Annotated in this window: 19 protein-coding genes; 9 read left to right on the forward strand and 10 right to left on the reverse strand. The window is 71.1% G+C overall.

Going from position 1 to position 20,946, the window contains the following annotated elements:
* Positions 1 to 110: 110 nt before the first annotated feature.
* The 7 genes from murJ to AB0K10_RS07165 all read left to right on the forward strand — a co-directional run bounded on the left by murJ (position 111) and on the right by AB0K10_RS07165 (position 8,473).
* Positions 111 to 1,868, forward strand: a complete 1,758-nt coding sequence (murJ, locus tag AB0K10_RS07135) for a murein biosynthesis integral membrane protein MurJ (protein WP_363680797.1) — start codon at positions 111 to 113, stop codon at positions 1,866 to 1,868.
* 446 nt (positions 1,869 to 2,314) lie between these two features.
* The gene (locus tag AB0K10_RS07140; protein ID WP_363680799.1) at positions 2,315 to 3,922 is read left to right on the forward strand and encodes a protein kinase family protein; all 1,608 of its coding nucleotides are present in this window, start codon (positions 2,315 to 2,317) and stop codon (positions 3,920 to 3,922) included.
* 43 nt (positions 3,923 to 3,965) lie between these two features.
* On the forward strand, positions 3,966 to 4,670 hold the full coding sequence (gene sigM / locus AB0K10_RS07145; protein ID WP_363680801.1) for an RNA polymerase sigma factor SigM: 705 nt from the start codon (positions 3,966 to 3,968) through the stop codon (positions 4,668 to 4,670).
* Positions 4,667 to 5,650, forward strand: a complete 984-nt coding sequence (locus AB0K10_RS07150; protein ID WP_363680803.1) for a hypothetical protein — start codon at positions 4,667 to 4,669, stop codon at positions 5,648 to 5,650. Before sigM ends, AB0K10_RS07150 begins: the two co-directional genes overlap by 4 nt.
* Before the next feature lie 182 nt (positions 5,651 to 5,832).
* Positions 5,833 to 6,783 (forward strand): thioredoxin-disulfide reductase, encoded by a 951-nt coding sequence (gene trxB / locus AB0K10_RS07155; protein ID WP_363680805.1) that lies wholly within the window; start codon positions 5,833 to 5,835, stop codon positions 6,781 to 6,783.
* 32 nt (positions 6,784 to 6,815) lie between these two features.
* Positions 6,816 to 7,139, forward strand: coding sequence for a thioredoxin (gene trxA / locus AB0K10_RS07160; protein WP_007453873.1), 324 nt, complete (start codon positions 6,816 to 6,818; stop codon positions 7,137 to 7,139).
* 170 nt (positions 7,140 to 7,309) lie between these two features.
* On the forward strand, positions 7,310 to 8,473 hold the full coding sequence (locus tag AB0K10_RS07165) for an N-acetylmuramoyl-L-alanine amidase (protein ID WP_363680807.1): 1,164 nt from the start codon (positions 7,310 to 7,312) through the stop codon (positions 8,471 to 8,473).
* A gap of 4 nt (positions 8,474 to 8,477) precedes the next feature.
* Here AB0K10_RS07165 and AB0K10_RS07170 read toward each other — a convergent pair whose 3' ends face one another.
* Positions 8,478 to 9,143, reverse strand: coding sequence for a hypothetical protein (locus AB0K10_RS07170; protein ID WP_007453878.1), 666 nt, complete (start codon positions 9,141 to 9,143; stop codon positions 8,478 to 8,480).
* A 283-nt stretch (positions 9,144 to 9,426) separates the two neighbouring features.
* Here AB0K10_RS07170 and AB0K10_RS07175 point away from each other — a divergent pair, with 283 nt between their 5' ends.
* Both AB0K10_RS07175 and AB0K10_RS07180 read left to right on the forward strand, forming a co-directional pair.
* Positions 9,427 to 10,740, forward strand: a complete 1,314-nt coding sequence (locus AB0K10_RS07175) for a PLP-dependent aminotransferase family protein (protein WP_363680809.1) — start codon at positions 9,427 to 9,429, stop codon at positions 10,738 to 10,740.
* A 7-nt stretch (positions 10,741 to 10,747) separates the two neighbouring features.
* The gene (locus AB0K10_RS07180; RefSeq protein ID WP_363680811.1) at positions 10,748 to 11,749 is read left to right on the forward strand and encodes a D-alanine--D-alanine ligase; all 1,002 of its coding nucleotides are present in this window, start codon (positions 10,748 to 10,750) and stop codon (positions 11,747 to 11,749) included.
* A gap of 159 nt (positions 11,750 to 11,908) precedes the next feature.
* Here AB0K10_RS07180 and AB0K10_RS07185 read toward each other — a convergent pair whose 3' ends face one another.
* The 9 genes from AB0K10_RS07185 to rpmH form a co-directional block, all read right to left on the reverse strand.
* Positions 11,909 to 12,883 (reverse strand): hypothetical protein, encoded by a 975-nt coding sequence (locus tag AB0K10_RS07185; protein WP_363681414.1) that lies wholly within the window; start codon positions 12,881 to 12,883, stop codon positions 11,909 to 11,911.
* A gap of 1,592 nt (positions 12,884 to 14,475) precedes the next feature.
* On the reverse strand, positions 14,476 to 15,504 hold the full coding sequence (locus tag AB0K10_RS07190; protein ID WP_363680813.1) for a ParB/RepB/Spo0J family partition protein: 1,029 nt from the start codon (positions 15,502 to 15,504) through the stop codon (positions 14,476 to 14,478).
* A 27-nt stretch (positions 15,505 to 15,531) separates the two neighbouring features.
* Complete coding sequence (locus tag AB0K10_RS07195; RefSeq protein ID WP_363680815.1) at positions 15,532 to 16,848, reverse strand: AAA family ATPase; 1,317 nt, start codon at positions 16,846 to 16,848, stop codon at positions 15,532 to 15,534.
* Positions 16,849 to 17,101: 253 nt separating this feature from the next.
* Positions 17,102 to 18,016, reverse strand: a complete 915-nt coding sequence (rsmG, locus tag AB0K10_RS07200) for a 16S rRNA (guanine(527)-N(7))-methyltransferase RsmG (RefSeq protein WP_363680817.1) — start codon at positions 18,014 to 18,016, stop codon at positions 17,102 to 17,104.
* A gap of 4 nt (positions 18,017 to 18,020) precedes the next feature.
* Complete coding sequence (locus tag AB0K10_RS07205; protein WP_363680819.1) at positions 18,021 to 18,641, reverse strand: R3H domain-containing nucleic acid-binding protein; 621 nt, start codon at positions 18,639 to 18,641, stop codon at positions 18,021 to 18,023.
* Positions 18,642 to 18,854: 213 nt separating this feature from the next.
* A complete protein-coding gene (gene yidC, locus AB0K10_RS07210; protein ID WP_363680821.1) occupies positions 18,855 to 19,847 on the reverse strand; it encodes a membrane protein insertase YidC in 993 nt (330 codons plus the stop codon).
* A complete protein-coding gene (yidD, locus tag AB0K10_RS07215; protein WP_363680823.1) occupies positions 19,844 to 20,137 on the reverse strand; it encodes a membrane protein insertion efficiency factor YidD in 294 nt (97 codons plus the stop codon). The genes yidC and yidD overlap by 4 nt, the downstream gene beginning before the upstream one ends.
* Positions 20,134 to 20,550, reverse strand: a complete 417-nt coding sequence (rnpA, locus tag AB0K10_RS07220) for a ribonuclease P protein component (protein ID WP_363680825.1) — start codon at positions 20,548 to 20,550, stop codon at positions 20,134 to 20,136. The genes yidD and rnpA overlap by 4 nt, the downstream gene beginning before the upstream one ends.
* A 34-nt stretch (positions 20,551 to 20,584) precedes the next feature.
* Positions 20,585 to 20,722 carry a 50S ribosomal protein L34 gene (rpmH, locus tag AB0K10_RS07225; protein ID WP_007453904.1) on the reverse strand — a complete coding sequence of 46 codons (138 nt, stop codon included), beginning with the start codon at positions 20,720 to 20,722 and terminating at the stop codon, positions 20,585 to 20,587.
* Positions 20,723 to 20,946 lie beyond the last annotated feature (224 nt).

The raw sequence follows: 20,946 nt of genomic DNA on the forward strand, positions 1-20,946 counted from the left end.
CGGGCCGGGGTGTGATCCGATCCGCCGGGCGTGGGTAACGGGCAGGGGTTGACTATGGTCTGTGACGTGCGGGTCGGCGCCCGGCTCGACGTACCCCTGGGAGGCTGGAGATGAGCGGCGGGCTCTACCGCAGCGCGAACGCCGCGCGGGACGGCGGTGCGGGAGCCAACGTCCGCCCCTCCGACGGCGCCACGTTCATTTCCGCCGAGCCGCTGAACCAGCCGGCCATGGAGTCGACCGCCCCGCCGCAGGAGCAGGTGGGCGAGGCGAGCGCCGCGGCCAACAGCGCGGTGATGGCGGTCGGCAGCCTGGTCAGCCGCGGTACGGGCTTCCTGCGCAACCTGGTCATCGCGGCGGCGCTCGGCGGCGCGCTGGTCGGTGACGCGTATACCACCGCACAGATCCTGCCCGGGATGGTCTACGAGTTCCTGCTCGGCGGCGTGCTCACCAGCGTGCTGATTCCGGTGCTGGTGCGCCGCCGCAAGGTCGACGTCGACGGTGGCCAGGCGTACGCCCAACGGCTGCTTACTCTGGCGGTGCTCGCCCTGGGAGTCGCGGCGCTGCTCGCGGTCGCCTTCGCCTCGACGCTTACCTGGCTCTACGGCAGCGGCCCGTCGAGTGGCGACTACTCGCAGCTGGTCACGGGGCTGGCCCGCCTCATGCTGCCGATGATCTTCTTCTCCGGGTTGAGCGCGCTGATCAGCGCGGTGCTGAACACCCGGGGGCACTTCGCGGCCCCGATGTGGGCGCCGATCCTGAACAACCTCGTGGTGATCGCCACGGCGGGCCTGTACATCGCGATCTTCGGCGCGACGATCGTCAAGCCGGAGGCGATGACCACCGGCCGGATCCTGCTGATCGGCGGCGGCACGCTGCTCGGTGTCGCCATCCAGGCGGCCGGGCTGCTGCCGGCACTGCGCAAGGTCGGCTTCCGCTGGAAGCTGCGCTTCGACTTCCGCGCGCTCGGCCTGCGCGAGCTGGGCCGGCTCGGTGCGTGGATGATCTGCTACGTCGCCGTGAGCCAGGTCGGCCTCATCGTGCTGTTCAACCTGCTGAACAGGGCCGGCAAGGAGAACGCCGCCGGCCCGCTCATCTACAACAACGTCTTCCTGCTGCTGATGACCGCACACGGGATCATCGCCGTCTCGATCATCACCGCGCTGATGCCTCGGATGAGCGCCGCCGCCGCCGACGGCCGGTACGCCGACGTCGCCGCCGACCTGTCGCGCGGCACCCGCACGGTCACGGCGGTCCTCGCCCCGATCGCGGTCTGCTACGCCGTCCTGGCGACCCCGATCGCGTTCACGCTGTTCCGGTTCGGCGCGTTCAACGCGGACAACGCCACCGCCACCTCCGTCGTGCTGCTCGCCGCGGCTCTGGCGCTGGTCCCGTTCGCGGTGAGCCAGCTCTTCACCTTCGCCTTCTACGCCCTGCCGGACACCCGTACCCCCGCGCTGATCAACATTCCTGTGGTGGCGCTGCGGATCGGCGTGCAGGTCGTGCTCTTCGTGGCCTTCTCCGCCAGCTTCGCCGGCGCGGGGATGATGATTGGCAATGCGGTCTCCTACGTGGCCGCGGCGGTCGGCTCGGCCTGGCTGCTGCGCCCGCGGGTCGGGCGTATCGGCCTCGGGGAGATCATGCGTACCGCCGGTCGGGTCGTGGTCGCGGCGCTCGGCGCGGCGCTTGTCGGCCTGCTCGTGGTCAAGCTGCTGCCCGGCGGCGACACGCCGACCCGACTGCAGGCCATCGTCCAGCTCGTGATCGGTGGAGCGGTGATCGTCGGGACGTACCTGGGTCTCGCCATGCTGCTGCGGATCGGGGAGATCACCGAGGTGGTCGGCATGGTCCGCCGCCGCCTCGGTCGCTGAGGGCGAGCACCCCGGCACCAGAAGTTATCGCCACACGGAACGTGACCGCGGATCACCAGGCTGGGGATGCATCTGTGGATAACTCCGCGATTCGCCGGTCAGCCACCGGATCAGCCTGTGGATAACCAGCCGTACGGATGAGCGTGCCTGTCCGATCGGGGGGAACGCGGCCGGTGGCGGTGGGCGGCACGCGGGCTCGGCCCCGACGTCGGTCACTTGCGGTGAAGCCGTAGATTGAGCTAGTACATGTGCCAGCAACGTGGCCGACAACGGTCGTAACCGGACGACTTCCCCGACTCCCGGCACCCCGCCGGGTACGGCAAGAAGATGACATGTCGGGGAGACGGGCAAGCCGGGTAAGGTCGCTCTCGACGGGTACGGCAGGCGCCGACGCTGCGCGTCGACACCGGTTGGCCGGTTCCTTCGACGGCAGAGCGGGAAGCCACATGCCCAGCAGTGCGGGTCCATCGATCGACACGATCACCGAGGGAGGACGGGTGACCCAGGTCGGCGAGGGTCAGGAGGCGGACGAGAGTGCTCCGCCGGTCATGACCTTCGGTGCTCCCACGGCCGGTGAAATCCTCGCCGAGCGTTACGAGCTGGTCGAGCACATCAACAACGACAGCGCGGGTCGGCTGGTCTGGCGCGGGGTCGACGTCATCCTGCGCCGCCCCGTCGCGGTGGTGCTGCGCTACCCGGGTGGCGACTCCGCCACCGAGATGCTTCAGGCCGCCGTCGCGGCCAGCCGGGTCATCCATCCCAACCTGGTCGGCGTCTACGACGCTATCGACGAGGCCGAGCGGGCGTACGTGGTCCGTGAGTGGGTGGACGGGCAGTCGTTGCGTGACCTGGCCGCCGAGGGTCCGCTGGATCCCGCCCGGGCCACCGCGATCGGCAACGCCGTCGCCAGCGCACTCGCCGCGGTGCACGCGACCGGAATGGTGCACGGCAACGTCCACCCCGGCACCGTCATGATCAGTGACGAGGGTCGCGTGGTCCTGGCCGACGCGCGCACCGATGGCGACGACAGCCAGGAGAACGACATCCGGGCGGTCGGCGGCGTTCTCTACTTCGCGCTGACCGGTCACTGGCCGCACACCGAGGCGCCCCTGCGCGGCGCCACCGCCGGCCATGGTCGGGCGGCCATCCCGGACGCGGTCCGCGACGCCGGGGGCACCCTCGCGGCGCCCCGCCAGGTTCGAGCCGGGGTTCCGGCGTACCTGGACGACCTCACCATGGACCTGCTCGACGCCGAGATCGCACCACCGTCGTCAGATGTGCTGGCAGCCGAGTTGGCCCGGCTTGACGTGCCGGCCGAGGAGGAGCACTACCTCGACAACGGCGGGCCGCTGCGATTCGCCGCCGACACCGAGGACGAGCCGTCGCCGCTGGCCGCGGCCGGTGGTCGCAAGGTCGCCATCGGCATCGCCGGCCTACTCGCGGTCGCCCTGGTCGGTCTGCTCATCGGGATCAGCGCGCTCGGCGGCGACGACAAGGACCCGCAGGACACCGCCGGGGCCACGCCCTCCGCCAGCGCTCCGGCCGGCGAGGCCACCCAGGCCGCCACCCAGGTGCGCAAGTTGACCGTGAAGGGCGTCCGGATCATCGACCCGGACAGCAAGGAGCGCAACGAGCTCAAGGACGCCGCCAATATCATCGATGGCGACATCGACAAGGGTTGGGAAACCGACACCTACGACAAGCGCCCGAACTTCGGCAACATCAAGAAGGGCATGGGCGTCTGGCTCGACCTCGGCGGCCCGCACTCCGTCAAGTCGGTACAGGTGGTGCTCTCCGCCTCCGGGGCGACCGCGCAACTCCTCGGCGGCACCACCAACCCGCCGTCGACGTCCGACGGCGACAAGCAGTTGGTGGAGAACTACAAGGACCCCATCGGGCGGCCCTACGAGGATTACGAAGCCACCACAATGGTCTTCAACGGATTCGACGCAGACAAGAAATACCAGTACCTGCTGTTCTGGATCACCGAACTGCCCCCGTCCGAGGATGGCTTCAAGCTGGGGGTACAGGAGATTACGGTCCAGGGGTCGTGAGCCGGGCACCGCGAAGTAGGCGCCGCATCCGCTGGCCGTGGTGATGGACGGGCGCGACGCGGCAACGGACCTCGAGTTGCTGCGCGCCCACGTCGCCGGCGATCGGGACGCCTTCGCGGTTCTGTTCCACCGACACCGCGACCGACTCTGGGCGGTGGCCCTGCGGACGCTCGGCGACCGCGAGGAGGCCGCCGACGCCCTGCAGGACGCCCTGCTGTCGGCGCATCGGGCGGCCGGTCGGTTTCGTGGCGACTCCGCTGTCACCACCTGGCTGCACCGCATCGTGGTGAACGCGTGCCTGGACCGGATCCGGCGTCGGCAGGCGCACCCCACCGTGCCGCTGCCCGACGGCAACCGGTCCGGCGACGGATCGGGCACCGGCGGTGTCGAGCCGGCCGCGCCCATCCAGGACCACGACACCGCGCTTGTCGTCCGCGCGGCCCTCGCCGCGTTGCCGCTCGAGCAGCGGGCCGCCCTGGTGCTGGTGGATGTGCAGGGCTACCCGGTGGCAGAGGTGGCCCGCATCCTCGGTGTCGCCGAGGGGACGGTGAAGAGTCGGTGCGCCCGGGGTCGGGCCCGGATGGCGGTGCTGCTCGGGCACCTGCGGCCGGTGTCGTCGTCGCATCCGGCCCCGGCCGGCCGGCACGCGGACGTGCCCGACGTCACGCCGGGGAACCCGCGCCCGGCCGAGGGCGTCGGATCGGGGTCGGTTCGGTACCGGCAGGACGCCAACCAGGAGGACACGTGACGACCGAGGGGTTCAGGGAGGTCGACACCGACCTGCTCGCTGACTACCTCGGCGGCGCGTTGGACGGCACGCCACAGCAGGCGGAGGTCGCCCGGCTGGTCGACACGGACCCGGGCTGGGCCGAGGCGTACGCGCTGCTGGCTCCCGCGGTGACGCAGGTCCGCGCCGACCTGGCCCGCTGGGCCGAGCCCTCCCCGGAGCTGCCCTCGGCCGTCGCCGAACGGATCGCCGCCGCGCTGGCCACGGCCGACGCCCAGCCGAATGACACGGCCACCGGTCCACCCGAGCCGGCCGCTCCCGCGAGACCGGTCGGCGTCCCGGCACAGGGCGGCCGTCACCCCGGCAGCCCGTCACCGACCGAGTCGGGGCGCGGCAGAGCCACCGGCCCGGGTCGCCGGCAGCGCCGCTGGGCCCGTAACGCCGCTCCGGTGGCTGCCGCTGCGGTCGCCGTCGTCGCGGTTGGTCTGGGCCTGCGCCAACTGTCGACGAACACCGCGGACAGCGGCGCCATGGAGCGTCCGGCCAGCGCACCCGGAGATGTGGCAGCGGTGGGGCCGGCCCGCACCTCCGGGCCCGCGCTGCACAGCGGAACCGACTACACCCGGCAGACCCTCGGTCAGGCGGGCAGCGCCACGAGCAGTAGGCCGTCTCCGCTGCGGGGAGCCACCAGCAGCGCCCCCCGCGAGCAGCCCGGGGTGGACGCCGAGGGGGGCCGGCGGCCTGCCCCCGACGGTTCGGACCAGCTGGCCCGGCTGAGCAGCGAGGTGGCGTTGACCGGCTGCCTGACGGCCGTGGCGGCAGAACACGGCTCGGCCCCGCTGATCGTCGAAGTGATCGACTACGCGCAGTTCCAGGGCGAGCAGGCGCTGGTCATCCGGTTCACCGACGCGACCGGGGCACACTGGGCCTGGGTGAGTGGCCCCGAGTGTGGCGTACCCGGGTCCGGCTCGGACAGCCGGTATTCGGCGCGGGTAGGGTGAATCCGCGGTCATCGGTGCGATGAGCGTCCACGTGACCTGACCCACCGGATGCCCGGCTCGGGAATCCCCGCTTCGTACGATGACGTTCTGGAAGTCAGCTGCCGGCACCCCCCAGGCGTCGGCACTCGGATCAGCATCGGTGCGCGCGCCGACGCCGAACACACACAACTCGGGAGACGGCAGTGGACGAGGTCCGCAACCTGATCATCATCGGCTCCGGCCCGGCCGGTTACACGGCGGCGGTCTATGCGGCGCGCGCCAACCTGAAGCCGCTGATCATTGAGGGCGTGCAGTCCGGTGGTGCGCTGATGACCACGACCGAGGTGGAGAACTTCCCCGGCTTCGCCGACGGCATCCTCGGCCCCGAGCTGATGGACAACATGCGCAAGCAGGCCGAGCGGTTCGGCGCCGAGTTCCTCACCGACGACGTGACCCGGGTCGAGCTTGTCGACACCGGCGACTCCGGCGCCGGCGCGGTGAGCACCGTGTGGGTCGGCGAGACCGCCTACCGGGCCCGCTCCGTCATCCTCTCCACCGGTTCGGCCTGGCGTCCGCTGGGTGTGCCGGGCGAGCAGGAATACCTGGGCCACGGCGTCTCCTCGTGTGCCACCTGTGACGGCTTCTTCTTCCGCAACCAGCACATCGTGGTCGTCGGCGGCGGTGACTCGGCGATGGAGGAGGCCAGCTTCCTCACCCGCTTCGCCGACTCGGTGACCATCATCCACCGGCGCGACTCGTTCCGGGCCAGCAAGATCATGGCCGACCGGGCGCTGAGCAACGAGAAGATCAAGGTCGAGTGGAACAGCACCGTCGAAGAGGTCCTGGGCGCCGACGGCAAGGTCACCGGCGTACGGGTCCGCAACGTGCACACCGGCGACACCAAGGTGCTGGACGTGACAGGCGTGTTCGTGGCCATCGGTCACGACCCCCGCAGTGAGCTCTTCCAGGGCCAGGTCGAGCTGGACGACGAGGGGTACGTGAAGGTCCAGGCCCCCGGCACCCGGACGAACGTGCCCGGTGTCTTCGCCGCCGGCGATGTGGTCGACCACACCTACCGCCAGGCGATCACCGCGGCCGGCACCGGCTGTGCCGCCGCGCTCGACGCCGAGCGGTTCATCGCGACGCTCAGCTGAAACAGGAAACACATCCCGGAGGAGGGGCAATAGTGGGAAATACCAAGGCGGTCACGGACGCGAGTTTCGTCGCTGACGTGCTGCAGGCCGACAAGCCGGTGCTGGTGGACTTCTGGGCCGAGTGGTGCGGGCCGTGCCGCAAGGTGTCGCCGCTGCTCGAGGAGATCGCCGGCGAGATGGGCGACCAGGTCACCATCGTCAAGCTCAACATCGACGAGAACCCGGAGACCGCCCGGGCCTACCGGGTGATGTCGGTGCCGACCCTCACCGTCTTCAAGAACGGCCAGCCCGTGCAGTCGATCGCCGGCGCCAAGCCGAAGGGCGAGCTGGTCCGGCTCATCGAGTCGGCCCTCTGATCCGCAGAAACACCACCGAACCCCGTACCCGCTCGTCGGGTGCGGGGTTCGCTGTCTCCCCGGCCGACGCGAGCAGAGTTTTTCCAGGCCGGGCCACCTGGCCGCCCCGGAGCGCATAACCTCAAGCCGGGGCCGCCCGGCCAGCCAGACTCGTGCAGAGGGGGTCGTGCGTGCGTCCGATCCGAGCCGGAGACCGGGGACCCGCAGTCACCGAGATCCGCACCATCCTCACCGGCCTCGACCTGCTCGCCGCCGCCGGTTCGCACGCCGACGAGTTCGACAGGGACACCGAACGCGCGGTCCGGGCGTTCCAGCAGTCCCGTGGGCTCAGCGTGGACGGCCGGGTCGGCTCCGAGACCTGGGGCGCGTTGGACGCCGCCCGCTGGCGGCTCGGCGCCCGCACCCTCTACCACGCGATCCCCGAGCCGCTCACCGGCGAGGACGTCCGGTCGCTGCAGGAACGCCTGCTGGAGATGGGGTACGACGTCGGCCGCGCCGACGCCATCTACGGCATCCGGACATCCCGTGCGGTGGCCCAGTTCCAGCGCGAGGTCGGGCTCACCCCCGACGGCTCCTGTGGGCCGCACACGATGGACGCGCTGCGCCGGATCGGTCGCAAGGTCGTCGGCGGTCGCCCCCAGTGGCTTCGTGAGTCCGACGCGATCCGCCAGTCCGGGCCGGCGCTGGTCGGCAAGACGGTGGTCATCGACCCCGGGCACGGCGGCACCGACCCGGGGATGGTGGTGCCGGACGGGCCGCTGCGCTGGACGGAGGCGGACCTCGTCCACGACCTGGCGAGCCGGCTGGAGGGGAGGCTCGCCGCGTCCGGGGTGCGGGTTCAGCTCACCCGCGGTCCGGCACCCGACAAGTGCCTGCCGGACACCGACCGGGCGCTGCTGGCGAACTCACTCGGCGCCGACGTGTTCATCTCGCTGCACCTGGACGGGCACGCCAACCCGGACGCGGAAGGGGTGGCGACCTACCACTACGGCACCGACAACGGGGTCACCTCGGCCACCGGTGAGCGACTGGCCGGGCTGGTGCAGCGGGAGATCGTGGCGCGCACTGGACTGCGGGACTGCCGTACGCACGCCAAGGCGTGGGACCTGCTGCGGCTGACGCGGATGCCGGCGGTCCGCGTCGAGGTCGGCTACCTCACCTCGCCCGTGGACCGCGCCCGGCTCGTCGACCCCCGGTTCCGGGACCGGGTGGTGGAGGCGATCGTGGCCGCGGTGCAGCGGATGTACTACCCGATCGAGCGGGACGTGCCGACCGGCTCGCTCGACGTCAGCGCACTGCGGGCGGTGGTAACCGCCGGCACGGTGGTCGACTGACGACTCAGCCGCCGGTGGAGCGGGTGGCCGGGGCGGGACGGACGGGCCGCAGCAGGGTTTCCGGGCTCATCGACCCGAGCAGCTTCTCCAGCGCGTACTCGACGTCGGACTTCCAGCTCAGCGCGGTGCGCAGCTCCAGGCGCAGCCGGGGGAACCGAGGGTGCGGACGTACCGTTTTGAAGCCGACGGAGAGGAAGAAGTCGGCCGGTGCCACACACCCACCGGCGGGGTCGTCCGCGTCACCGAACTTGGCGTCGCCGAACGCCTCGATCGCCTTGATCCCCCGCTTCGTCAGGTCCCGGGCAACGCCCTGCACCAACATCCGGCCCAACCCGCCGCCGGAGAACGCCGCGACCACGTTCGCGGTCATCAACAGGGCGGCGTCCGCGGAGACCGGCGACGTCGGAAAGGCCATCGAGCGGGGAACGTAGGCGGGTGGCGCGTACATCACGAAGCCCGCCGGCATGCCGTCGACGTACGCGAGCTTGCCGCAGGAACCCCACTCCAGCAGGGTCTGGGAGACCCACGCCTCCTTCTCCAGGCCGGGGTCACCGGCGGCGCAGGCCCGGTCGGCGGAGACCGGGTCCAGCTCCCAGTAGACGCACTGGCGGCAGGGGCGCGGAAGGTCTTCGAGCGTGTCGAGGGTCAGGCTGACCAGACGTCGCGACATATGGCGCATCCCCACAATAGGCTCGGTCGTGAGGCCGGCATGGAACGACAGTGCCGCCTTCCTGCCCCCGACGAGCGATCGTACGCCGCCGATCGGCCGTACGGGAGGGGACGCGCAGATGCCCACCAAACCGGCGACGGTCCGGCATGTGGTCGATCCGTTCCGGTACGGCGGCCGGCTGCCCTTGGGCAGCTAGGATCGACAATCGGTGTGCCGCCGCCATGGTCACGAGCGTGCGGGGTACCCGGGGCGGAGCCACCCGAGCAGCGATCGAGGTGAGGTCATGACCGGCACGACACTCGACGACTACACCGACCGGTACGCCCGGCGGGTACGCGGAATGACCGCCTCCGAGATCCGAGCACTCTTCGCGGTGGCCAGTCGACCCGAGGTCGTCTCCCTCGCCGGTGGCGCTCCGTACATCGCCGCGCTGCCGCTCGACGCGGTCGGCGAGATGCTCGGTCGGCTCGGCTCCGAGCACGGTGTGACCACTCTGCAGTACGGCATCGGGCAGGGCACCCTGGAGCTGCGCGAGCGGATCTGCGAGGTGATGTCGCTCTCCGGGATCGACGCCGCATGCGGTGCCTCACCCGAGGACGTGGTCGTCACGGTGGGCGGGCAGCAGGCGCTCGACCTGGTGGCCCGGCTCTTCCTCGACCCCGGCGACGTGGTGCTCGCCGAGGGCCCGACCTATGTCGGCGCGCTCGGAGTGTTCCAGGCCGCTCAGGCGCAGGTGGTGCACGTCCCGATGGACGCCGACGGGCTGATCCCCGAGGCGTTGGAGACGGCCATCGCCGACCTCGCCCGAGCCGGCCGACGGGTCAAGTTCCTCTACACCATTCCCACGTACCAGAACCCCGCCGGCGTGACGCTCAGCGAGGAGCGCCGGGAACGCGTCCTCGACATCTGCGAACGCGCCGGCCTGCTCGTGATCGAGGACGACCCGTACGGCCAGCTGGGTTTCGAGGGTGAAGCCCCAGCCCCGCTGCGGGCCCGGCGGCGCGAAGGCGTCTTCTACCTCAGCACCTTCTCCAAGACGTTCGCCCCGGGCCTGCGGGTCGGCTGGATCCTGGCGCCCCACGCGGTCCGCGACAAGCTGGTCATCGCCAGCGAGGCGCAGATCCTCTGCCCCAGCGGTTTCGCGCAGGCCGCCGTCGCCACCTACCTCGGCACCATGCCGTGGCGGCAACAGCTCAAGGTCTACCGCGAGGTATACCGCGAGCGTCGCGACGCGCTGCTCGACGCGCTGGCCGATCTGATGCCCGAGGGCACCACCTGGACCAAGCCTGCCGGCGGCCTCTTCGTCTGGGCCACCCTGCCGGACGGCCTCGACTCGAAGGCCATGATGCCGCGGGCCATCGCCGCCCGGGTCGCCTACGTGCCGGGTACCGGCTTCTACGCCGACGGCACGGGCACCGGCGCCATGCGCCTGAACTTCAGCTTCCCGCCCCCGGAACGGATCCGCGAAGGCGTCCGTCGACTGGCCGGCGTCATGGAGCAGGAGATCGCGACGCGCCGCGTCTTCGGCGCCGTGGGCGGTGCCGCCGGGCGACGGGGCCGGCCCGGCTCCGACGTGCCGGGTCCCGACTTGGCATGATGCCGGCATGGGTACGACCGCTGCCGAGCGCTTCTCCGTGACCGATTCCGCCGTCGCGGCCGATCTGCGTGTGCTGGTGCTCGCCGGCGGGCTCTCCTACGAACGGGACGTGTCGCTGCGCTCCGGTCGCCGGGTGCTCGACGCTCTGCGTGCCGTCGGCGTCGAGGCCGAGCTGCGGGATGCCGACGTGGCACTCCTGCCCGCCCTCGCGGCCGACCCGCCGGACGCGGTAGTCATCGCCCTGCACGGTGCCACCGGCGAGGACGGCTCGCTGCGGGGCGTGCTGGACCTGTGCGGCATCCCGTACGTCGGCTGTGACGCCCGAGCCTCCCGCCTCGCCTGGGACAAGCCCTCCGCGAAGGCGGTGCTCCGCGAGGCGGGCATTCCCACTCCGGACTGGGTGGCCCTGCCGCACGACCGCTTCTCCGAACTGGGCGCGGTCGCCGTGCTGGACCGGATCGCCGACCGGCTCGGCCTTCCGCTCATGGTCAAGCCGGCGCAGGGCGGCTCGGGTCTGGGCGCCGCGGTGGTCCGGGACGCCGCGTCACTTCCGGCCGCGATGGTCGGCTGCTTCGCGTACGACTCGACAGCCCTGGTGGAACGGTACGTGCCCGGCATCGACGTGGCGGTCTCCGTGATCGACCTCGGAGACGGCCCGCAGGCTCTGCCGCCGGTGGAGATCGTGCCGCGTAACGGCGTGTACGACTACGCCGCCCGCTACACCGCCGGTCGGACCACGTGGCACGCTCCGGCCCGGCTGGAGCCGGGTGTGGCCGCCTCGGTGGCCGACGTGGCACTCGCGGCACACACCGCGCTCGGCCTGCGGGACCTGTCCCGGGTCGACGTGATCGTGGACGCCGCCGGCCAGCCGCACGTGCTGGAGGTCAACGTCTCGCCCGGAATGACGGAGACGTCGCTGCTGCCGCTGGCCGTCCAGGCCGCCGGCCTGGACTTCGGCCGCCTCCTCGGCTCGTTGGTCACCCGGGCCGCCGCCCGCCTCACGGCCTGACCCTCACCGCCCATCCAGGGCCGTCGGCCGTTGGCCGGCCTGGACTCGGCCGCGGCTGGCCACCTCGACGCCGTGTCGCCCCCTCCAACGGCCGGCTCGCCGCACATACGGCGATGCCGTACGTGCGGGCCTCTCGCGAACCGGCGACAGGGCCGACGGTCAGCGCGGCGCGCGTGCGTCGGGTGGGGTGCGCCCCTCGTCGGTGACGATGGTGGGGGCGCTGCGGGGAGACGGGATGACCGGGCCGGGTCTGTCGTCTGCCGGGTCGCGGGTGTCTCCCGATGCGGATGTGGCCACGGGTTCTGTTGCCGGAGCGTCGGAGGGCGTTGACGCAGTGGAGGCCGACGTGGCGTCGGTTGCCGGCTCACCTAGGCCGCCGGAGGACGTCGCTACTCGATCGGTGTCCCCTGCCGCGTCCCTGGGGCGGCCGTCGGCGTCCCCGTCCGGGGCGTCGGGGTCTGCGCCGTCCAGGTCGGCGGCGTCGGGGTCAGCAGCGTCCAGGTCGGCGGCGTTGCGGCCAGCAGCGTCCGAGTCGGTCGCGTCGGGGCCGGTCGCGTCCCGGCCGGTCGCGTCGGGGCCGGTCGCGTCGACGGCGGCGGCATTCGAGTCGTCGGCGTCCAGGCCAGCGTCGTCGGCAGCGGGGTCGGTGCCGACGATGCCCTCGACTGCTGGCTCCGGGATCTCCTCGGCCGCCTCGATGACCGACACGGCCTCCTCCTGGGCAGCTGCCGCAGCGTGCGCCGCCGCCGCGGCGGACTGGGCCAGCAGGCTCGACGGCGCCTGCCACTGGATCCGGGGCGGCTCGGCCAGCGGCCGGCCACCGAACTCGGCGAGCCAGGCAGCGACGAGTGCGAGATTTTCCCGCCACTGCTCCTCGGAGATCGGCGGCAGGATCGAGTCCCACAGGGACAGGAACGTCCCTCGCAACTGAAGCCTGCCGTACGGTCGAGCGAGGAACCACATGTGCAGGTGGGCGGAGCCGTCGCCCCAGCGGTTGACGTGCACCCGCGCCACACCGTCCAGCGACCTGATGGCCCGCTCCAGACGTACCGTCATCACGCCCAGCTCGGCGGCGAGCAGGTTCGGCAGGTCACCCAGGTCGAGGTGGGTCCGCGATTCCAGGATGAGCACCATCGGCAGGCCGGTCGGCCGGTCCATGGCGCGAACCCGCCACCGCTCTCCCACCCAGATGTAGGCGTCGTCGGGCGCGTTGCAGGCGGTGCATTCCCGGAGGCCTTCGCCCTTGCGTGGCGGTTCGACCGGGACCGGGTCGTCGAGCTGCTTCACGCGGAGGTCACCCTCGAAGGGAAACGAGGGCCATTGGGTGAAGTCCGGGACTGAGGGAGGGGTGTCGTGCACGAGGCTGACCCTAACCGAGTCTGGCACCGCTGTCCCTACCTGTTCGATCGGTCTCAGCCATCCAGATCAGCGTCGGTCGTCGATCGCGGATCTCGTCACCGCTGCCCCCCAGAGCGATATCCACAGGCTGCCGAGAACCCGAACACAGGCCGTCATCCACAGGCTGGCACCCGCTTTCACGCGGGGTTTCACGTGAAACTGGGGGTGCCTGTGGACAACGGGTGTGGATAACTTTTCGACCCCTCAGTCGTTGCCGCCGATCCCCTTGGTCGAGGTGTTGGGCCGAGGGCCCCGAGGGCCTCGCGACCGAAGGGCGACCCTGGCTGGTGTGCCGGCGGCCGTTAACGCGAGGTCGCCGTTTCACGTGAAACGGTGCCGAATCAGGTTCCGCGACGGATCGCCCTTGCGGCTGAGGAGCAGGCATCCCCCGTACGACCCCTCAGCGGGCCGCTACCGGCTCGGAGACGAAGAAGGGTGCCTCGGGTCGACCTGACGCCCTGCGAGCGCTATCGGCGCTCAGGTAGGTCATCCGCCCTGCCGTCCGTCTCGCTGGCCGATGCCGCGCTCCGCAGGGCCTTGTCTAGTCCCTGCGGCGAGCCGGCCCCGGTTCCGCACGGCCGGCCCTCGTCGACTGCGCTGACTTCGCGCGGTCGAACCCTCCCTGGCTTCGCGCGACCGGGACTCGCCGGGCTCTGGACCGGTCGACGCTTTCCGGCTCTGCATGGCCTGGCACTCACTGGCTTGCGCGCCTTCCACCCTCACTTAAGCGACTACTCCCGCTGCCTTGCATGCCCCCGCCCTCGGCGACTTTCGCGATCAAGCCCCGCCGCTGGGCGGCCGGCGCTCGGAGTTCCCGGCCTGTCGACTCCCAAGGCTCGGCGCAGGATCGCGACAGCTCTGGCCGATCGGGCTAGATCTCGGCACCCGCCAGGGTCCTGGCCGATCGGGCTGGATCTCGGCACCGCCACGGAGGCGTCGCCGTTTCGGCCCAGGGGTGGGCATCGGACCGCCAGGGCGTCGACCATCCCGGCCAGATCTCGCCGCTGCACCGCCGGAGACGTCGACCTCCGGTTAGATCTCGGCGTCGTTCCGAGGCGTCGGCTATCCCACCTGTCGAACACCCATCGGCCGCCAGCGAACCCACCGTGCACCACGACGCCAAGCGGCCGGGCCGGGCCGGCACTGTGCCCGCTCATCCACCCACCGTCGGGCGGGACGTGCGACCCGGCCTGGCACGTGAGGCCGGGGACCGGCCAGCCGAGGCAGGACGTGCTGAGCCGGTGGTGCCGTTTCACGTGAAACGCGGGCGGATGCGGAACGGTCGCGCCTCCCGAGGGGAGGCGCGACCGCGAAGGGAGACGGGGAGCTCAGTCCTCGGTCTCCTCCTCCTGCTGCACGCCGATGATGCCGACGATGCGCTCCAGGTCATCCACCGTGGCGAACTCGATCGTGATCTTGCCCTTGCTCCGGCCGATGTCCACCTTCACCCGGGTATCGAAGCGGTCCGACAACCGATCGGCGAGATCCGACAGGGCGGGCGCGTGGGGCTTCGGGCGTCGCTTGGCGGCCTGACCCTTCGCCGGGCCGTCGTTCAGGGTGAGAGCAACGATCTCCTCGGTCGCCCGCACCGACAGACCTTCGGCCACGATCCGCAGCGCCAACTGCTCCTGGGCCTCAGAGTCGTCGAGACTCAGCAGCGCGCGGGCGTGACCCGCCGACAGGATGCCCGCAGCGACCCGGCGCTGCACCTGGGCCGGCAGGTTCAGGAGTCGGATCGTGTTGGAGATCTGCGGCCGGCTGCGGCCGATCCGGCGGGCCAACTCCTCGTGGGTGGCGCCGAACTCCTCCAACAGCTGCTGGTACGCCGCGGCCTCTTCCAACGGGTTCAGGTTGGCCCGATGGATGTTCTCCAGCAGCGCATCGCGGAGCATGGCGTCGTCGCGGGTGTCTCGGACGATCGCCGGAATGTTCTCCCGACCCACCGCCTGGGCGGCCCGCCACCGGCGCTCGCCCATCACCAGTTCGTACTTCTCGTCGTCGAGCTGGCGCACGACGATCGGCTGAAGGAAACCGACCTCCTGGATAGAGGTCTTCAACTCCTCCAGTGCCTCCTCGTCGAACACCTGACGGGGCTGCTTCGGGTTCGGCACGATCGCGTCGACCGGGATCTCAGCGAACCGGGCACCCGGCACGGGACTGAGCGTGGGCTCGGACTGATGGACGGGCGGTGCGACCGCAGCCGTCGACACGGCTCCGGTCGTCACGCCGTCATCGTCGACGTCGGCGTGCCCGTTCTCCGGCTCGGCCGTCATGGTGCCGGCGGCACCCGGCACCGGCCCGGTCGGGATGAGCGCGCCCAGGCCCCGTCCCAGACCGCCCCGAGGACGGTTCTTCATGCCACGCCTCCCAGCGACTTGTCCCCACTACGCATTCCGGCCCACCGGCTCCTTGACGCCCCGCTCGGCGATCTCCTGGGCAGCCTCGAAGTAACTCGTTGCGCCCCGCGAACCGGGATCGTAGGTCATCACCGACTGGCCGTAGCTGGGTGCCTCGGACACCCGCACGTTGCGGGGGATGACCGCCTGGAGAACCTTGTCGCCGAAGTGGTTCCGGACGTCCTGCTCGACTGCGTCCGCCAGGCGGGTACGCCTGTCGTACATCGTGAGCAGGATGGTGGAGACGTCGAGCTTCGGGTTGAGGTGCTGTCGCACCAGGTTGATGTTGTTGATCAGCTGGTTCAGCCCCTCCAGGGCGTAGTACTCGCACTGGATCGGGATCAGCACCTCCTGCGCGGCGACCAGAGCGTTGACCGTTAGCAGGCCGAGGGAGGGCGGGCAGTCGATGAAGACGTAGTCGAACTGGCCCGGGTAGGCGGCGATAGCGCGGTCGAGGCGCGACTCCCGCGCCACCACCGACACCAGCTCGATCTCCGCGCCAGCGAGGTCGATGGTGGCCGGCACGCACCACAGGTTGGGGATGCCCTCGACCGCCTGCGCCACCTCGGAGAGCGGCACACTGTTGATCAGGCAGTCGTAGACGTCGGGGATGCCTGTGTGATGCGGCACGTTCAGCCCGGTCGAGGCGTTGCCCTGCGGGTCGAGATCGACCACGAGCACCCGGTTGCCATGCAGGGCGAGAGCCACTGCGAGGTTGACAGTGGTCGTGGTCTTACCCACGCCGCCCTTCTGGTTGGCGACGCACATGACCCGGGTCCGGTCCGGTCGAGGCATGGTCACCTCGCCACTGGGATTCAGGATCTGCACGGCGCGCATCGCCTCCATAGCCAACGGTGGGTCATCCTCTTCGCGCGTCGGGGTTTCACGTGAAACGTACGTGGGGTCGGCCGCAACCGCAGCCAGCGACTCGGTCGACGCAACCGGTGCGTCGGGGACCACCGGCACGGTGTCGCGTGCCGCCGCCGTGGGCTGATGTGGCACTGCCGGCTCGAAGCGAACCGCCGCAGCCGTGTTCCGCCGACCGAGCGTGTGCCGCACCTCGGCGACGTTGACGGGTCGACTCGGTACGTCCGATGCGCGACGACCAGCCGTCGACTCGGGTGCCTCCGACCCGGCGAGGTGAACCGCCGGTTCGTCCCGCGCTGCCGGCGGATCGGTGTCCGCCGGGTGGGTGGACGCGCCGGCGGCACCGGGCGACCAGCTCGGGTAGTCGGTTTCACGTGAAACGGGGTCGCTGGTTGACCCGGTCACGCGTGGATCGTCGTACCTGCCGTCGTCATGCACCTGTCATCCCTGCCCGCTTCGGATGGTCGGTCCGCGCCTCGGTCAACTTGGCCATACCCGCGCTCGCACCCCGGAGCGTACGGCCCCTCGGGAGCGGTCGGAGTCCGCGACGTCCGTCGGCCGCTCCACATTATCGACGCGCGGTCAGCCTACGGCGGACGGGCGCGGCCGGTCCACGTCGGGTTCTCATTCACTCGTCCATCCGTACCGGTACAACGAGGCAACCCTCCGACCGGACGCCCGATCGCGTTGGTCAGCGGCGGCGGGCCCGCCCGCCACGGGAGCGCTTGGCAGCAGCCGGTCGGGCCGGGCCGACCATCCGCTCGCGGACGATCTCCACAACGGTTGCGGGCGGGTCGATCACGCCGACACCACAGAGGTGTACGGCGGCGTCACCGCCCCCGAGCCGCGCCACCACATCGGCGTGCTCCTCGATCTCCGCGGCGGCGGACGATCCCTTGAGCGCCAGCAGCCGCCCACCCCGCACGGCGAGCGGAAGGCACCAGGTCGCCAGCCGGTCCAGCGGTGCGACCGCGCGGGCAGTCACCACGTCGCCGCTGATCGGTTCCCGGCCACTCGATCCGCTGGCGGCCTCGTCGGCGCGGCCGCGGAATACGCGTACCGACCTGGTCAGGCCGAGCCGTTCCACGACCTCGATCAGGAACGACGTACGCCGCGCCAACGGTTCGATGAGGGTGACCGTCAGGTCGGGGCGCGCGATGGCCAGCACCAGACCGGGCAGGCCGGCGCCGGAGCCCACGTCGAGCACACTCGCGCCGGTCGGAATGCGCTCGATCACCGCGGCGCAGTTGAGGAGGTGACGGTCCCAGATCCGGGGTGCCTCGCGCGGACCGATCAGACCGCGGACCACGCCGTCGGTGGCCAGGATCTCGGCGTACGCGGCGGCCAGGTCGAGCCGGTCACCGAAGAGAGTCAGTGCGGCCGGGGCCAGCTCGGGCGGCAGCGCGACGTCCGACGGCGACGGTGTGCCGTCGGACGGGGCAGCCGGTGACGGCGAGCCGTCGGCGGGGGAAGCCGAGGACGGGCTGCCGTCGTACCCCGTCGGGTCGGCGTCGGTGCCCGAGGTGGTGTGCCGGACAGCGGACGGCCCGGACGGCGTACCGCCCGGGCCGGTCACGGCATCAGCCGCGGCGTCGTCGTGGGTCACCCGGTCAGTCCGCCGGCCGCACGACGATGCGCCGGTTCGGCTCGACGCCCTCCGACTCGCTCTCCACGCCGGACATGGCGTTGACGACGTCGTGGACGCACTTGCGCTCGAAAGCGGACATCGCCTCCAGGCGCACCGGCTCGCCGTACTCCTTGACCTTCTCGACGGCGTTCTTGGCAACGGCGGCGAGTTCCTTGCGACGGTTCGCCCGGTAGCCACCGACGTCGAGCAGCAGGCGACTCGGCGTACCGGTCTGCCGGAAGACGGCAAGCCGGGTCAGCTCCTGCAGCGCCTCCAGGGTGGCGCCACGCTGGCCGACCAGGTTCTGCAGTCGGGCGCCGACCACCTCGACCACCGGACGGCCGCCGGCGACCAGCTCGTCGATGTCGCCGTCGTAGTCGAGGATGTCGAGCAGCCCTTCGACGTAGTCGGCCGCGATCTCGCTCTGGCGGAACAGGTCGCCCTCGCCCACGGCCTTCTTCTCACGACCACCGGTGGCGGCCTCGGTGTCGTCGCCGTCGACCTCGGTCTCGTCGGCCTCGGTGTCGTCGCCGTCCACCGCGAGCGTCGCGGTCTCCTCCTCGTCCAGGGACTGCTGGGCTTGGGGGATGCTGGTCTCGGTCACGGTCTCATCTCCGTACTCGCTCGGCGGACCGTCGGGTCCGCTGGTTTCCCGGGGCCGGCGGGAGGTCGCCGGTGCCCACGGGCACGTCTGTACGGGCAGTGTCGCCCGTGACCGCGTCGTGCGCGGTCGGTTCCGCCCGGCGCCGGCCGTACGGCGGCTGCACGGTGCGGGGTCGGGCCGCCGCCGGTACTCCCGACGACGGCCCTACGGGGATCAGCCCTGCCGCTTGGCCGGAGGGCTCTTCTTCGGGTTGGTCGGCTTGGCACCCGGCTTCGGGCCCGCCACCTTCGGCGCGGTCGCCTTGACCGGGACCGCGGGGGCGGCCTTGCCACGCCCGAACAGGCCGCCCGACTTGGCGGGCTGGACCGGGCTACGGGTGGCCGCGGGGGCGGTGGCCTTCTTGGCGGTCACCGGCGGCGGGAACTTCCGCAGCACCCACTGCTGCTGGGCGAGCGTGAAGAGGTTGTTCGTGACCCAGTAGATGATCACGCCGATCGGGAAGATCGAGCCGGAGATCAACAGCGACGCGGGGATGCCGTAGAGCATCAGTCGCTGGATCATCCGCTGCTGCGGGTCCTCCGCCCAGCCGGTCTTGAGGATCATCTGACGGCTGGTCAGGTAGGTGGTCGCGATCATCACCAGGACCAGGACACCGGCGATGACCTTGACCGTCGTGCCGTTGGCGCCGAGGCGGGCCAGATCCTCCGCGGTGGATCCGAACTTGCCGGAGAGCGGGGCGGTGAAGAGCTTGGCGTTCGAGGCGCTGTTGAACTGGTCGACGGTCCAGCCGTAGATCGTCTTCTTGTCTTCCGGCTTGAACGGGTCGAGGCGGCGCAGCACGTGGAAGAGGCCGAGGAACACGGGGATCTGGAGGAACATCGGAAGGCAGCCCATGAGCGGGTTGGCCTTTTCCTTCCGATAGAGCTCCATCATCTCCTTCTGGAGCGTCTCCCGGTCACCCTTGTGCTTCTCCTGCAGCTCCTTGACCTTGGGCTGCAGTGCCTGCATCGCCCGCTGGGACTTGATCTGCTTGACGAAGACCGGGAACAGGATCACCCGGACGGAGACCACCAGGAAGACGATGGCCAGGATCCAGGCGAAGTTGGTGCCGATCACCGCGTCGACGGGCACCCCGATGGCGTCCCAGGCGGAGTGCCAGGTCAGCAGGATCCACGAAATCGCGTAGTAGATCCAGTCGAGACTCAATTCGGTGCTCCAGTCACATCGGCACGGCGGCGACTGCCCGGCTCCGGCACCGGGTCATGTCCACCAGGGTGGAAGGGGTGGCAGCGCAACAGCCGCCGGACCGCAAGCGCGGCTCCCCGGAGCGCGCCGTGCCGGGCCACCGCCTCCTGGGCGTACGCACTGCACGACGGGTAGAACCGACAGCGAGCCGGCAGTGCCGGACTTATCCACCGACGGTACGCGATGATGGGCGCGATCAGCACCCTGGCACCGGTTGACGTCGGGCGCGTGGCGGTCGGGTCGGTGCTCACCGGGACCGCCTCTCGCGGGGTGACCGGGCAACCGCGATGGCGGAGTCCAGGTCTGCGGAGAGTCGGGGGTACGACGCCTCGGCCGCGGCCGGCAGCGCCCGGACGACAAGGCTGCTGCCTGCGGGCAGCGCGTCCAGCCGCTCCCGGACCAGTGCCCGCAGTCGACGCCGGACCCGGTTGCGGACCACCGCGTTGCCGACGGCCTTGGATACGACGAAGCCGGCGCGGGCCGGAACGGAGGGCTGCTCCGCAACGGTGTGCCGCGCCGGCTCCGGCGAGGTCGTTGTGCTGGCTCCGGTGGCCGACGGCGCGGTCAGGTGGACCACGATCGCGCCTCGGCCGACGCGTCGGCCACCGCGAACCGCTGCGGCGAAGTCAGCGCTACGCCGCAGTCGCTGTGCGGCGGCCAGCACGACTGCCCACGTCCCCCGGACCGGCCCGGTCGGCTCAGGCCGACAGGGTGGTGCGACCCTTGGCGCGGCGGCTCGAGAGGATGGCACGGCCGGCACGGGTGCGCATGCGCAGCCGGAAGCCGTGGGTCTTCGCGCGCCGGCGGTTGTTCGGCTGGTAGGTGCGCTTGCTCACGTCAGGCTCTCCGTTTTCGTACGCGCCCCGCGCGACGGGATCGCCGGGGTCGTGGGGTGGTCCAGGCCACCTCGACGGTGGCCACCGATCGGTGCTGCCCTGCGGAGCCGAACCTCGGCGGTGCGGGGATGCGACCGCGGACAGCAAGCACCCATCACCCTAGCAGAGGACGAGAGAGCAGCCGCTCCAGCCTACGCAGGGGTGCAATGACCGTCAAACACCCA

Origin of the sequence: Micromonospora sp. NPDC049274, assembly GCF_040678875.1 — a bacterium.
GTDB lineage: Bacteria > Actinomycetota > Actinomycetes > Mycobacteriales > Micromonosporaceae > Micromonospora.

What these genes read in the sequence shown, in the direction of transcription:
- AB0K10_RS07185 (WP_363681414.1), bottom strand. Translation starts at nt 12,883, where the DNA reads ATGGTGCTCATCCTGGAATCGCGGACCCACCTCGACCTGGGTGACCTG.
- AB0K10_RS07180 (WP_363680811.1), top strand. Translation starts at nt 10,748, where the DNA reads ATGGGTACGACCGCTGCCGAGCGCTTCTCCGTGACCGATTCCGCCGTC.
- AB0K10_RS07140 (WP_363680799.1), top strand. Translation starts at nt 2,315, where the DNA reads ATGCCCAGCAGTGCGGGTCCATCGATCGACACGATCACCGAGGGAGGA.
- AB0K10_RS07175 (WP_363680809.1), top strand. Translation starts at nt 9,427, where the DNA reads ATGACCGGCACGACACTCGACGACTACACCGACCGGTACGCCCGGCGG.
- sigM (WP_363680801.1), top strand. Translation starts at nt 3,966, where the DNA reads ATGGACGGGCGCGACGCGGCAACGGACCTCGAGTTGCTGCGCGCCCAC.
- AB0K10_RS07190 (WP_363680813.1), bottom strand. Translation starts at nt 15,504, where the DNA reads ATGAAGAACCGTCCTCGGGGCGGTCTGGGACGGGGCCTGGGCGCGCTC.
- AB0K10_RS07170 (WP_007453878.1), bottom strand. Translation starts at nt 9,143, where the DNA reads ATGTCGCGACGTCTGGTCAGCCTGACCCTCGACACGCTCGAAGACCTT.
- murJ (WP_363680797.1), top strand. Translation starts at nt 111, where the DNA reads ATGAGCGGCGGGCTCTACCGCAGCGCGAACGCCGCGCGGGACGGCGGT.